This window comes from Streptococcus sp. 4155 (assembly GCF_013276695.1).
GTDB classification, from domain to species: domain Bacteria; phylum Bacillota; class Bacilli; order Lactobacillales; family Streptococcaceae; genus Streptococcus; species Streptococcus pseudopneumoniae.
The window spans coordinates 1-12,812 of the sequence record NZ_VMLM01000017.1 but is presented as its reverse complement, the minus strand read 5'-3'; the positions used below and the strand labels follow the sequence as shown (position 1 = coordinate 12,812).

13 protein-coding genes and 2 pseudogenes are annotated in these 12,812 nt (G+C 38.1%); 11 read left to right on the top strand and 4 right to left on the bottom strand.

Features of this window, described 5'->3' with window-relative positions; translation table 11 throughout:
• Window positions 1-134 precede the first annotated feature (134 nt).
• From HT715_RS02325 to HT715_RS02280, 10 genes and pseudogenes are all read left to right on the top strand, one after another.
• Window positions 135-434, top strand: a complete 300-nt coding sequence (locus tag HT715_RS02325; protein WP_007284809.1) for a DUF4651 domain-containing protein — start codon at window positions 135-137, stop codon at window positions 432-434.
• Window positions 431-748, top strand: coding sequence for a thioredoxin family protein (locus HT715_RS02320; RefSeq protein WP_000615778.1), 318 nt, complete (start codon window positions 431-433; stop codon window positions 746-748). The genes HT715_RS02325 and HT715_RS02320 overlap by 4 nt, the downstream gene beginning before the upstream one ends.
• A 14-nt stretch (window positions 749-762) precedes the next feature.
• Complete coding sequence (gene ytpR / locus HT715_RS02315) at window positions 763-1,389, top strand: YtpR family tRNA-binding protein (protein WP_000578281.1); 627 nt, start codon at window positions 763-765, stop codon at window positions 1,387-1,389.
• 41 nt (window positions 1,390-1,430) lie between these two features.
• Window positions 1,431-2,192, top strand: coding sequence for an SDR family NAD(P)-dependent oxidoreductase (locus tag HT715_RS02310; RefSeq protein WP_119943689.1), 762 nt, complete (start codon window positions 1,431-1,433; stop codon window positions 2,190-2,192).
• A 76-nt stretch (window positions 2,193-2,268) separates the two neighbouring features.
• On the top strand, window positions 2,269-2,664 hold the full coding sequence (locus HT715_RS02305; RefSeq protein ID WP_000282467.1) for a single-stranded DNA-binding protein: 396 nt from the start codon (window positions 2,269-2,271) through the stop codon (window positions 2,662-2,664).
• Window positions 2,665-2,819: 155 nt separating this feature from the next.
• Window positions 2,820-3,104: a co-chaperone GroES gene (gene groES, locus HT715_RS02300; protein ID WP_081530038.1), complete on the top strand. Its 285-nt coding sequence runs from the start codon at window positions 2,820-2,822 to the stop codon at window positions 3,102-3,104.
• A 15-nt stretch (window positions 3,105-3,119) separates the two neighbouring features.
• Window positions 3,120-4,742 carry a chaperonin GroEL gene (groL, locus tag HT715_RS02295; RefSeq protein WP_050208057.1) on the top strand — a complete coding sequence of 541 codons (1,623 nt, stop codon included), beginning with the start codon at window positions 3,120-3,122 and terminating at the stop codon, window positions 4,740-4,742.
• 137 nt (window positions 4,743-4,879) lie between these two features.
• Window positions 4,880-5,647, top strand: a pseudogene (locus HT715_RS02290) (epoxyqueuosine reductase QueH).
• A 398-nt stretch (window positions 5,648-6,045) separates the two neighbouring features.
• On the top strand, window positions 6,046-6,819 hold the full coding sequence (locus HT715_RS02285) for a class I SAM-dependent methyltransferase (protein ID WP_050208055.1): 774 nt from the start codon (window positions 6,046-6,048) through the stop codon (window positions 6,817-6,819).
• Window positions 6,820-6,831: 12 nt separating this feature from the next.
• Window positions 6,832-7,689: an Rgg/GadR/MutR family transcriptional regulator gene (locus tag HT715_RS02280; RefSeq protein WP_172922814.1), complete on the top strand. Its 858-nt coding sequence runs from the start codon at window positions 6,832-6,834 to the stop codon at window positions 7,687-7,689.
• Between the two features lie 346 nt (window positions 7,690-8,035).
• Here the strand turns inward: HT715_RS02280 and HT715_RS02275 are convergent, their stop codons facing one another.
• The 3 genes from HT715_RS02275 to HT715_RS02265 form a co-directional block, all read right to left on the bottom strand.
• On the bottom strand, window positions 8,036-8,569 hold the full coding sequence (locus tag HT715_RS02275) for a DUF402 domain-containing protein (protein ID WP_000775321.1): 534 nt from the start codon (window positions 8,567-8,569) through the stop codon (window positions 8,036-8,038).
• Window positions 8,570-8,657: 88 nt separating this feature from the next.
• The gene (recX, locus tag HT715_RS02270) at window positions 8,658-9,434 is read right to left on the bottom strand and encodes a recombination regulator RecX (RefSeq protein WP_000705109.1); all 777 of its coding nucleotides are present in this window, start codon (window positions 9,432-9,434) and stop codon (window positions 8,658-8,660) included.
• Window positions 9,435-9,443: 9 nt separating this feature from the next.
• Entirely contained in the window at window positions 9,444-10,220 is a 777-nt protein-coding gene (locus tag HT715_RS02265) for an aminoglycoside 3'-phosphotransferase (RefSeq protein ID WP_023940326.1), read from the bottom strand.
• A 56-nt stretch (window positions 10,221-10,276) separates the two neighbouring features.
• Here HT715_RS02265 and rlmD point away from each other — a divergent pair, with 56 nt between their 5' ends.
• Window positions 10,277-11,632, top strand: a complete 1,356-nt coding sequence (gene rlmD, locus HT715_RS02260) for a 23S rRNA (uracil(1939)-C(5))-methyltransferase RlmD (RefSeq protein WP_023937326.1) — start codon at window positions 10,277-10,279, stop codon at window positions 11,630-11,632.
• Between the two features lie 266 nt (window positions 11,633-11,898).
• Here the strand turns inward: rlmD and HT715_RS02255 are convergent.
• A pseudogene (locus HT715_RS02255) lies at window positions 11,899-12,812 on the bottom strand (ISNCY family transposase); the annotation flags it as partial.

Below are 12,812 nucleotides of genomic sequence, written 5' to 3'. Positions count from 1 at the left end.
CAACCTGCGGCTAGCTTCCCAGTTTGCTCTTTGATTTTCATTGAGTATAAGAAGTCCTTTTCCTTTAAGGAAGAGGCTTTTTACTTGCTTTTCTGCTGCTTCCTCATTTGTCCTAAAGCCTTTTTTGTGTTAAAATGAATGGTATGAAAGCTAAAAAAATGTGGATGGCAGGTCTGGCTCTGCTTGGTATTGGGAGCCTTGCCCTTGCTACGAAAAAAGTTGCAGATGACCATAAGCTCAGGAAGACTCAGGAAGAGTTGACAGCGATTGTGCGAGACCATTTTTCAGACATGGGAGAAATTGCGACCCTCTATGTTCAAGTTTACGAAAGCGGTCTAGAGAGCTTGGTTGGTGGCGTGATTTTTGAGGATGGGCGTCATTATACCTTTGTCTATGAAAATGAAGACCTAGTCTATGAGGAGGAAGTCTTATGATACAACCAGCAAGTTTAGAAGAATTAGCATCCTTAGTAGAAAAAGATGGCAAGAAGGTCTTTCTTTTTGTGGCGGACTGGTGTGGCGATTGTCGTTATATCTATCCTGCCTTACCAGAAATTGAGAAAACTAATCCAGAGTTCACCTTTATTCGTGTGGACCGAGACCAGTATATGGATTTGGCCAAACTTTGGGATGTTTACGGAATTCCTAGCCTTGTTGTTCTAGAAAAGGACAAGGAAATCGGTCGTTTTGTTAATCGCGACCGTAAAAGCAAGCAACAAATTAACGACTTTTTAGCAGGACTGAAATAGGAGAAATAGAAACAATGATTTTTACATATAATAAAGAACATGTCGGTGATGTCCTTATGGTCATCGTGAAAAATAGCGGAGATGCCAAACTAGATGTGGAGCGCAAAGGCAAGGTAGCCCATGTTTTTCTAAAAGATAATGGGGAAACAGTGGCGTGGAATATTTTCGAAGTTTCAAGTTTGTTTGAAATTGCAGAGCGCGGTCAAGTCTTTTTGTCAGATGAGCAAGTAGCTCGTTTGAACCAAGAATTGCAGGCGGAAGGTTTTGCAGAGGAAATTGTTAATGACAAGGAACCTAAGTTTGTTGTTGGTGAAATTGTCGAGATGGTAGCTCATCCAGATAGTGACCACCTCAACATCTGCCAAGTTGCAGTCGCAAGTGATAAGACAGTACAAATTGTTGCAGGGGCTCCCAATGCGCGTGTTGGATTGAAAACAATTGTAGCTCTTCCTGGAGCTATGATGCCAAAAGGCAATCTTATTTTCCCAGGCGAACTTCGTGGTGAAAAGAGTTTTGGCATGATGTGCAGTCCTCGTGAATTGCATCTGCCAAATGCTCCACAAAAACGTGGGGTGCTTGAATTATCAGAAGACCAAGTTGTCGGAACACCATTCGACCCAGCTAAACACTGGACTGCCTAAGAAGTTGTTAGTATCTGATAGACCAGATAGAAGGAAATAAGATGGCAAAAAATGTAGTGATTACAGGAGCGACATCAGGTATTGGTGAAGCAATTGCGCGTGCTTATCTGGAGCAGGGTGAGAATGTCGTTCTAACTGGACGACGGACAGACAGATTAGAAACTCTTAAGTCGGAGTTTGCAGCAATCTATCCAAATCAAACAGTTTGGACTTTTTCACTAGATGTGACGGATATGGCCATGGTCAAGACTGTCTGCTCCGATATTCTAGAAACGATAGGTCAGATTGATATATTGGTCAATAACGCTGGACTAGCTCTTGGCTTGGCACCCTATCAGGACTATGAAGAGTTGGATATGTTGACCATGCTGGATACCAATGTCAAAGGTTTAATGGCAGTCACTCGCTCTTTCTTGCCAGCAATGGTAAAAGCCAATCAAGGACATATCATCAATATGGGGTCAACCGCAGGAATTTATGCCTATGCTGGTGCCGCTGTTTACTCAGCTACCAAGGCTGCGGTTAAGACCTTTTCGGATGGACTGCGAATTGATACCATCGCAACGGATATCAAGGTGACGACCATTCAGCCTGGAATTGTTGAAACAGATTTTTCTACAGTGCGTTTTCACGGTGATAAAGAACGAGCTGCGACGGTTTATCAGGGAATCGAAGCCTTGCAGGCACCAGACATCGCAGACACAGTAGTCTATGTGACCAGTCAACCTCGTCGTGTTCAGATTACAGATATGACCATCATGGTCAATCAACAAGCGACAGGTTTCATGGTTCATAAAAACTAAAAAATTTTCTCGAAAAGTTACAAATTTCTGTAACTTTTTTTGATTTCCTACGAATAGATAAGTAGGAGGAAAAAATATGTATAATAAAGTTATCATGATTGGACGTTTAACGTCTACACCTGAATTGCACAAAACCAACAATGACAAGTCAGTAGCGCGAGCAACTATCGCTGTGAACCGTCGTTACAAAGACCAAAACGGGGAACGTGAAGCTGATTTTGTTAATATGGTTCTATGGGGCAGACTAGCAGAAACCTTGGCAAGCTATGCAACCAAAGGTAGTCTTATTTCTGTGGATGGAGAATTGCGTACCCGTCGCTTTGAGAAAAATGGTCAGATGAATTATGTAACCGAAGTCCTTGTGACAGGATTCCAACTCTTGGAAAGTCGTGCCCAACGTGCCATGCGTGAAAATAATGCAGGCCAAGATTTGGCAGATTTGGTCTTGGAAGAGGAAGAATTGCCATTTTAAGAATTAAAAAGTCTGAGTTGGTCTCAGGCTTTTTATCTTGAGAAAGTCAGACTTTTTTCTTGACTATTTCTGACCAAGTGATACAATAGAACTATGAATTAGCACTCAAGTTCAAAGAGTGCTAATAATATCTATCTCATTATGGAGGAAATCAGATGTTGAAACCATTAGGGGACCGTGTGGTCTTAAAAATAGAAGAAAAAGAACAAACCGTTGGGGGCTTTGTCCTTGCAGGCTCAGCCCAAGAAAAAACCAAAACAGCTCAAGTTGTGGCTACTGGACAAGGTGTTCGTACCTTGAACGGTAACTTGGTTGCTCCAAGTGTTAAAACTGGAGACCGTGTCTTAGTTGAAGCCCACGCAGGTCTTGATGTCAAAGATGGCGATGAAAAGTACATCATCGTAGGCGAAGCTAACATCTTGGCAATCATTGAAGAATAGAAGGAGAAAGTAAGTATGTCAAAAGAAATTAAATTTTCATCAGATGCCCGTTCAGCTATGGTCCGTGGTGTCGATATCCTTGCAGATACTGTTAAAGTAACTTTGGGACCAAAAGGTCGCAATGTCGTTCTTGAAAAATCATTTGGCTCACCATTGATTACCAATGACGGTGTGACCATTGCCAAAGAAATTGAATTGGAAGACCATTTTGAAAATATGGGTGCTAAGTTAGTATCAGAAGTAGCTTCAAAAACCAATGATATCGCAGGTGATGGAACTACAACTGCAACTGTTTTGACCCAAGCAATCGTCCGTGAAGGAATCAAAAACGTCACAGCAGGTGCCAATCCAATCGGTATTCGTCGTGGGATTGAAACAGCAGTTGCCGCAGCAGTTGAAGCTTTGAAAAACAACGCCATCCCTGTTGCCAATAAAGAAGCTATCGCTCAAGTTGCAGCCGTATCTTCTCGTTCTGAAAAAGTTGGTGAGTACATCTCTGAAGCAATGGAAAAAGTTGGCAAAGACGGTGTCATCACCATCGAAGAGTCACGTGGTATGGAAACAGAGCTTGAAGTCGTAGAAGGAATGCAGTTTGACCGTGGTTACCTTTCACAGTACATGGTGACTGATAGCGAAAAAATGGTGGCTGACCTTGAAAATCCGTACATTTTGATTACAGACAAGAAAATTTCCAATATCCAAGAAATCTTGCCACTTTTGGAAAGCATTCTCCAAAGCAATCGTCCCCTCTTGATTATTGCGGATGATGTGGATGGCGAGGCTCTTCCAACTCTTGTTTTGAACAAGATTCGTGGAACCTTCAACGTAGTAGCAGTCAAGGCACCTGGTTTTGGTGACCGTCGCAAAGCCATGCTTGAAGATATTGCCATCTTAACAGGCGGAACAGTTATCACAGAAGACCTTGGTCTTGAGTTGAAAGATGCGACGATTGAAGCTCTTGGTCAAGCAGCGAGAGTGACCGTGGACAAAGATAGCACGGTTATTGTAGAAGGTGCAGGAAATCCTGAAGCGATTTCTCACCGTGTTGCGGTTATCAAGTCTCAAATCGAAACTACAACTTCTGAATTTGACCGTGAAAAATTGCAAGAACGCTTGGCCAAATTGTCAGGTGGTGTAGCGGTTATTAAGGTCGGAGCCGCAACTGAAACTGAGTTGAAAGAAATGAAACTCCGCATTGAAGATGCCCTCAACGCTACTCGTGCAGCTGTTGAAGAAGGAATCGTTGCAGGTGGTGGAACAGCCCTTGTAAATGTTATCCCAGCCGTGGCTGATTTGGAATTGACAGGAGACGAAGCAACAGGACGCAATATTGTTCTCCGTGCTTTGGAAGAACCTGTTCGTCAAATCGCCCACAATGCAGGATTTGAAGGTTCAATCGTTATCGATCGTTTGAAAAATGCTGAAGTTGGTACAGGCTTCAACGCAGCAACTGGCGAGTGGGTCAACATGATTGAAGAGGGAATCATCGACCCAGTTAAAGTGAGCCGTTCAGCTCTTCAAAATGCAGCATCTGTAGCCAGCTTGATTTTGACTACGGAAGCAGTTGTAGCCAATAAACCAGAACCAGTAGCTCCGGCTCCGACAATGGATCCAAGCATGATGGGCGGCATGATGTAAGCTTTCTATAGAAAACAACTTATAAAAAACACAAAAGGAGGGAATGCCTACCCCTCCTTTTTATGCTATTCACTTCTAAATTGATTTGAGCTCTCCTAATTTATATGATAAAATAAGACTAGAAAAAGGAGAATAACATGATCGATGTAGAAGAAATTCTGAGCAAGATGAACCCCAATCAGAAGATTAATTATGACCGTGTCATGCAGAAGATGGTACAAGTATGAGAGAAAAATGAGCATCGGCCAACCATTCTCATGCATGTTTGCTGCGCCCCTTGCAGTACCTATACCCTAGAATATTTGACCAAGTATGCAGATGTGACCATCTATTTTACAAATTCTAATATCCATCCTAAGGCAGAATACCATAAGCGTGCCTATGTTACTAAGAAATTTGTCAGTGATTTCAATGAGAGGACAGGAGATGTGGTTCAGTACCTAGAGGCTCCCTATGAACCAAATGAATAACGTAAGTTAGTCAGAGGACTGGAAGAAGAGCCTGAAGGTGGCGACCGTTGCAAGGTTTGTTTTGACTACCGACTGGATAAAACAGCGCAAGTGGCTATGGACTTGGGCTTTGACTACTTTGGTTCAGCCTTGACCATCAGTCCTCATAAGAATTCTCAAACCATCAATAGCATCGGAATCGATGTGCAAAAAATTTACACGATCCACTATCTTCCCAACGATTTCAAGAAAAATCAAGGCTACAAACGTTCAGTAGAGATGTGTGAGGAGTATGATATCTATCGTCAATATTATTGTGGCTGCGTCTATGCAGCCCAAGCCCAGAATATTGACCTGGTTCAAGTTAAGAAGGACGCCACAGCTTTCTTGCTGGATAAGGATGTTGAAAAAGATTATTCCCATATCAAATTTACAGTTACGAAATTAGATATATAAATGAAAACTTGCCTCAAGGTAGGTTTTTTGCTAGTAGAAAAGCGATAGACAGAAATTGCTGGACCAATCTTTGAATTTCTAGTCCAAGGCTTGTGAGTCTTCAACAAGCCTTGGACTCTTAAAAAAATGAAGTTTTGCTCAAAAGAGCTTTTTAAATTAAAACGAGCAATTATCAGTTCAAATCTGTTTCAAAAGAAGAACGGATAAATTAATTGATGCTTGGTTTTTGAGTTAGGAAGTTAAGCATGCTAAATTGAGTCGTAGGAATAAATTTCTTTATAGAAATGTGTTACAACTCTGCTATAACGGAATATTCCTTTTTTGCATTTATACAACTTATTTAACACTATCTTTATTCTTGTGATATAATGTCAATTATAGAGTGGGGGTCGTTTAAAATGATTGATAAAGTAATTGAACAATATAAAAGTCATGATAATCTTGATATTCGAGTAGAATTGCATAAGAAGTATTCAAAAAATAAATTGGGATTTAATAATTGGATATTTTCTAACTATCAAATCACTGATGAAGTAAAGGTTCTAGAATTGGGATGTGGTACAGGAGAACTGTGGAAAAGTAATAGTGATTCTATAGATACAATGAAGCAGTTGGTTGTTACAGATTTTTCTAAAGATATGGTAAAATCAACGAAGTCAGTGATTGGAAATAGAGACAATGTTAACTATGAAATAATGGATATTCAAAAGATTTCTTTTGAGAATGAAACCTTTGATATTGTTATTGCTAATATGCTTTTACATCATGTGAATGATATTCCTAAAGCTCTCTCTGAGGTGAATAGGGTCTTAAAAACCGGAGGAATTTTTTACTGTGCTACATTTGGTGAAAATGGAGTTGTAAATTATTTGGCAAATTTATTTAAAGATGAGGTTAATCAAGATTTAGAAAATAAAACGTTTACTTTACAAAATGGTAAAAGGTACCTGAGTAGGTATTTTAACTCTGTCGATACATTATTCTATGATGATGAGTTACAGGTAACTAGTATAGATGACCTGGTTAAATACATCCAATCGTTTAAAGGAATTTCAGAAATAGGTTCACTAGAAGAGGAAATAATTCGTAAAAGGTTGGAAACTGAGTTTAATAATGGTATGTTGATCATTCCTAAAGAATATGGTATGTTTATCGCTCGAAAAGAAAGTTAAGGGAATGAAAGTGTGAAAAATTACGGAGAAGCTTTTCGATATTTTAGAAAATTAAACGGATATTCTTTAGAGTATGCTGCAGCTGATTCTATATCAAAATCTCAACTTTCTAGATTTGAAAGGGGAGAAAATGAAATTTCTCTTTCAACGTTTTTTGAATTATTATCAAATATCAATGTTTCGATAGAGAATTTTTGTAATTACCTAGAACATTATAAAAGATCGGAGCGTGATGATTTTTTGGTTAATTTATCTCCGAACTTTTATAGTTTGAATACTAAAGGATTGGAGGAAATAAAAAATGAGCAACAAAAACTTTTTGAGAAGAGTGGGGAAAAAACTTATAAAATAAATACAATTATGGTCCAGGGATTATTAAATCAGATAGATTGTAATCATGTAGTTAGTAGAGATGATCTAAATTTAGTATATGACTATTTATTCCAAAAGGAACGATGGGAGTCCTATGAGATAACGCTGATTGGTAATTTATATCATCTTTTTGAAATAGATTATATTTACATGGTCGGAAAAGAAATACTAGAGCGTACACATTATTACGAAAAAATCGGTAAGAATAGAAATTTAGTTGTGTCAGCTTGTTTAAATTTTTGGTTCTGTTGCCTTGAAAATTCACATCTAATATATGCAGACTACTTTGAAATGAAATTAAAAAAATTATTAAAAGATGACACAAAAGTTTTTGAAAAATCTACATTCAAATTTGTAAAAGGATATAAAATATATCTGACTGAATCTAAAGAATCTGGAATTAAACAAATGAACGATGTCATAAAATATTTTGAGTTTATTGAATCTAAAAGTATTGCTTTATATTTTCAAAAACGATTAAATGAGCTGGTAGATTAAATACCATTTTCTCTGTCGAGATATTGTTTTTAAAATGTTGTACCAAGTGATTGATGCTATGTGGAAATAAAAAAATACGAAGTTGACCTGTATTTTTTATACTAATCATCTTCGTATTTTTTGTATTAAACGATATAAGTTTGTTGTAAACTTACAAGGAACAGAGACATTAAAAAATAACAGTATATCTATTTGTTTTATATATTTTACGAATTCTGCATAAATCTCTTTCTAGTAAGGTGTTGTAACTCTGCTATAATGGATTTATTCCTTTTTGTTTTTACACAATTTATTTTATACTACCAAAAAAACAAGGTCAGGATTTTGTTCCTGACCTTTGACAACTTTACCGATTCTTTAGTTCTACATAGCGCTTGTACCAAATGTTTACATAGGCTTCTGAGAAAGGACCACGTCCATTGTTAATCCAATCAACAAGAATTTTGACATGTTCTTTTAAAATATAGTCCAAATCATCAGAATAATTCATTTTGCGTTTGTGACGCTCGTACTCTTCAACGTCCAAGAGACGTTTTTCCCCATCTGTAAAAATTTTAACATCCAAATCGTAATCAATATACTTCAGTGCTTCTTCATCCAGATAGTAGGGGCTAGCCATATTGCAATAGTAAGAAGTTCCATTATCACGAATCATGGCAATGATATTAAACCAATATTTCTTGTGAAAGTAAACAATAGCCGGTTCTCGAGTGACCCAACGACGACCATCACTTTCGGTAACAAGTGTATGATCGTTGACACCAATAATGGCGTTTTCTGTTGTTTTTAGTACCATGGTGTCCCGCCAAGTTCGGTGGAGACTCCCATCATGCTTATAACTTTGAATTGTAATAAAGTCGCCTTCTTTTGGAAGCTTCATAACTAACCAACTTTCTACAATTTATAAGTTTATCATTTACTATTGTACCATAAAATTACCTAAAATCTGTGAATTTCACTTGGAAATATTAAAGATATTCTCTAAGAGCGCTTGCTATATCCGAAAAATCGTAGCCCTTTCGTGCTAAAACTTGAGTTAAACGCTGCTTCAGTTCGTATCCTTCATACTTTCGAGCATACTTAGTATATTGCTTATCAAGTTCCTTGAAGATGAGTTCTTGAGTCGTTTCTTGGTCAATTTGGCTATCTAAGTCGTCAAAGGCAATTTTAGCATCAGAATAAGAGAAGCCCTTGTTAGTCAAGCTCTGGATAATCTTATCTTGCAGGGCACGAGCTGGAAGTTTTCCCTCATATTTTTTCAATAGTTTATTAGCTACACGTTGAGCAACTTCAGAAAAATCAAATTCTTTCAAGTTCTCTTCTATAGTAGATTTTGAAATCCCTTTTTGAGCTAGTTTCTGAGTCAGCACATAAGGACCCTTGTCTCCTGACAGTTGATTAGCATTGATGCTAGCATAAGCGTATTGGCTATCATTGATCCACTTATCTTCTTTAAGATTAGCAATGACTTGAGAAACGATGTTTTCATCAATATCGTATTTTTTTAGATATTCTCTGACCTCTTTTTCAGTGCGTGCTTTAAAGGATAAATGGTAGAGAGCCAGATTCTTACCATAAGAAAATTGAGCAAAGTCCTGAATCTCTTTCAATTCCTCTTGGCTTATCACCTTATCTCTCGATAACATAAAACGAACAATTGTGTCTTCGGTGATATAGCATTTGTCGCCATTATCAAGCTCCATCAGATAGAGTCTTTTTTTCTTTTCAAGTTTTGTGATTTTCATAATTTCCTTTCATCTAAATGCTTCGAAAGCTGCAACAAGTCGGAGTTTATCCATATCTACATATTCTCTACCGTAATAGTCGAGAAATAATTCAGCATACGTAGCATCTTGTAGGTTGTAATGAAGGGACCAAATTGCCCAAAAGAGGTCGATATGTCGGTCACTAAAACCAGCCAATCCCAAGTCAATAAAGCAAGAAAAATGCGAGGCATCCTTCAAGATGAAATTTGGCAGGCAGGCATCTCCATGAATAAAAGCATCATCTTTGAGGATGTAACCTTTCTCTTGTATCAGTTGGTAAGCTTCTTCACGACTGTGAATATGAAATTGGGGCAGAAGAGTCTTGTTATAAAAAGTCCCCTTCTGATAGTTTTTTAAGGCTTTTTCTTTATAACGCTTCAGATGATTTTCCGACGGAAAAGATTGTGGTTTAAGACTGTGAAGTTTGTTTAATGCTTGAGCTAGGGTTTGACAGAGTTTTTCGGGTTGATTTAAAAAATCGAGAGCATTTCTGCCAATGGCTTCTTTGGTCAGAAGGAAGTCCTTTTTTGCTGATAAATAGGTAATCACTGGAGTTCCCAATCCTTCAGTTTCGAACCAACTTGCAATCTTAGCTTCTTGAGCTAATCTGCCTTTTTGATCTATTTTTAAATAGTAACCTGAATCTATATATAGGACAGTTGCACTTGAATGAGAAGAACTATCAGAGAGATTAGCTCCCTTGATATAGCTTCGTAATCGTTCAGGGAAATCTAGTATACTAAAGCGAGGTGTTTTTGAATTCATGCTTTTATTGTAACATATTCTTAAATATCTTAGAAACTCCATGGTATAATAGACCTATGAATCTAAAAATAAAACAAAAAATACCATTAAAAATCAAGCGCATGGGAATTAATGGTGAGGGAATCGGCTTTTACCAAAAAACATTAGTCTTTGTACCCGGTGCTCTCAAAGGCGAAGATATCTATTGTCAGATTACTTCTATTAAACGTAACTTTGTTGAAGCGAAATTATTAAAGGTCAACAAGAAGTCTAAATTCCGCGTTGTGCCAGCTTGTACTATTTATAATGAGTGCGGAGGCTGCCAAATCATGCACCTGCATTATGATAAGCAGCTGGAGTTCAAGACGGACTTGCTTCATCAAGCGCTGAAAAAATTTGCTCCTGCAGGATATGAAAACTATGAAATTCGTCCAACTATTGGAATGCAGGAACCAAAATATTACAGAGCTAAGTTACAATTTCAGACTAGAAAATTTAAAAATCAGGTCAAGGCGGGCTTATATGCACAAAACTCTCACTATTTAGTAGAGTTGAAAGATTGCCTGGTACAAGACAAGGAAACCCAAGTGATTGCTAATCGTCTAGCGGAATTACTTACTTTTCACCAAATTCCAATCACCGATGAGAGAAAAGTTCTAGGTGTTAGGACTATTATGGTTCGACGAGCAAGAAAGACTGGACAGGTTCAGATTATTATTGTTACAAATCGTCAGCTTAATTTAACCCAACTAGTAAAAGACTTAATTAAAGATTTTCCAGAAGTTGTGACAGTAGCTGTGAATACAAATACAGCTAAAACCAGTGAGATTTATGGTGAAAAGACAGAGATTATCTGGGGACAAGAGAATATTCAAGAAGGTGTACTCGACTATGAATTCTCACTATCTCCTCGAGCTTTCTATCAACTAAATCCTGAACAAACAGAAGTTCTTTATAACGAGGCGGTAAAAGCCTTGGATGTTGATAAAGAAGACCATTTGATTGACGCTTATTGTGGAGTTGGAACGATTGGATTTGCCTTCGCAAAGAAAGTAAAAACACTCAGAGGTATGGATATTATTCCAGAAGCCATTGAAGATGCCAAGCGAAATGCCAAAAGAATGGGATTTGACAATACTCATTATGAAGCTGGAACAGCAGAAGAGATTATTCCTCGTTGGTACAAGGAAGGATACCGAGCAGATGCTTTGATTGTGGATCCACCACGTACAGGTCTGGATGACAAGTTATTAGATACAATTCTTACCTATGTACCAGAAAAAATGGTTTATATTTCTTGTAATGTTTCGACTTTGGCAAGGGATTTGGTACGCTTAGTAGAAGTCTATGATCTTCATTATATCCAGTCGGTCGATATGTTCCCACATACAGCTCGAACGGAAGCAGTTGTAAAATTAATTAAAAAATTTTAAAAAAGTAGTGTCAATCGAAAGTGATGATGCCCCAAAAAATGGTGAGATTGAGGGCAATTATTTTGCTTTCATTTGACACGAGGAACCCTTGAAGCTATTTTTTCAGCTAAACCAAGGCTAGTCTTAGCCTTGGCTCTCCAGCCTAGCAGCTCCAAGCCTCTTATCAAATGAAATGCTTGTCTTAGACTCCTTATTTTCTCTCTCCTAAATGTAAGGGATAGAGTGATTTCCTTTAAGGAGCAGCTTCCCATTTAGCGAGAAATAGATTATACTTGTAGATGAGGAGAATGAAGCTCCTCACTAGTAAACTCTTCATAATCCTTTTTATTTTTCTGAAGATATTGTTTGAAAGATGTGAGTTTCCACGGATGGGTTTGTGGAGGGATATACTTGCGTCTTTCTTTTTTTGTTCTGGTTCTGGTTCAAAGTTTTTCGAATAGAGTTCATGAACTAGTAGCTCCTTTGTGTGACAGATCTTGTCAGCGATATTGAGGTAGATGTCACCGTCAACTTCTTTTATAACGAATGCTTTCGTCTTTCTGCTGAAGTAGACTTCTTTTCCCTGTTCAACAGGGATATAGCAACGATTTTGGAATCGGATATGGTGTCTACGATCCACGACTCTCTCCGCCAGTCTAGCTAGAATGAGATTTCGTTCAGAGGGCTTAGGAGCCACCTCGAAGACAGAGAGTTTTGTCTTGTTTCCAAACTATTCATTAAAGGTTTGAATGTAGGAAAGAAGGAAAGTATTGGCTTCTTCCAAGGTATGAATATTGTTTCGTTCCAGTTCAATAGGCAGGCGAGATTGTAGTGCCTGATTGAGTCTTTCGACTCTCCCTTTAGTTTGAGGGATAGCGGTTGTCTCAAGGAGAATCCCCAGTTGGTGACAGGCGTATCCAAACTGTGTATGGGTATCGTCCTCCATTTTCTTAGAGTTGGAGGCTTGATAGGTAAAGACCGTTCTCTTATCTGTTTTAATTTGAAGGGGAATGCCGTGATTGGCTAAGATTTGTTCAAGGACATGATAGTAAGCATTCAAGGTCTCTTGTTTATCAAAATAAGCCCCTAGGATATTGCCGGAAGCATCATCAATGGCTAAGTGTAAGTTAGAGGTTTCTGCTCCAAACCAGGCATGAGGGCTAGCCTCCATTTGGATGAGTTCTCCAGCAAATTTCTTTCT

What these genes read in the sequence shown, in the direction of transcription:
- HT715_RS02325 (WP_007284809.1), top strand. Translation starts at nt 135, where the DNA reads ATGAATGGTATGAAAGCTAAAAAAATGTGGATGGCAGGTCTGGCTCTG.
- HT715_RS02320 (WP_000615778.1), top strand. Translation starts at nt 431, where the DNA reads ATGATACAACCAGCAAGTTTAGAAGAATTAGCATCCTTAGTAGAAAAA.
- ytpR (WP_000578281.1), top strand. Translation starts at nt 763, where the DNA reads ATGATTTTTACATATAATAAAGAACATGTCGGTGATGTCCTTATGGTC.
- HT715_RS02310 (WP_119943689.1), top strand. Translation starts at nt 1,431, where the DNA reads ATGGCAAAAAATGTAGTGATTACAGGAGCGACATCAGGTATTGGTGAA.
- HT715_RS02305 (WP_000282467.1), top strand. Translation starts at nt 2,269, where the DNA reads ATGTATAATAAAGTTATCATGATTGGACGTTTAACGTCTACACCTGAA.
- groES (WP_081530038.1), top strand. Translation starts at nt 2,820, where the DNA reads ATGTTGAAACCATTAGGGGACCGTGTGGTCTTAAAAATAGAAGAAAAA.
- groL (WP_050208057.1), top strand. Translation starts at nt 3,120, where the DNA reads ATGTCAAAAGAAATTAAATTTTCATCAGATGCCCGTTCAGCTATGGTC.
- HT715_RS02285 (WP_050208055.1), top strand. Translation starts at nt 6,046, where the DNA reads ATGATTGATAAAGTAATTGAACAATATAAAAGTCATGATAATCTTGAT.
- HT715_RS02275 (WP_000775321.1), bottom strand. Translation starts at nt 8,569, where the DNA reads ATGAAGCTTCCAAAAGAAGGCGACTTTATTACAATTCAAAGTTATAAG.
- recX (WP_000705109.1), bottom strand. Translation starts at nt 9,434, where the DNA reads ATGAAAATCACAAAACTTGAAAAGAAAAAAAGACTCTATCTGATGGAG.
- HT715_RS02265 (WP_023940326.1), bottom strand. Translation starts at nt 10,220, where the DNA reads ATGAATTCAAAAACACCTCGCTTTAGTATACTAGATTTCCCTGAACGA.
- rlmD (WP_023937326.1), top strand. Translation starts at nt 10,277, where the DNA reads ATGAATCTAAAAATAAAACAAAAAATACCATTAAAAATCAAGCGCATG.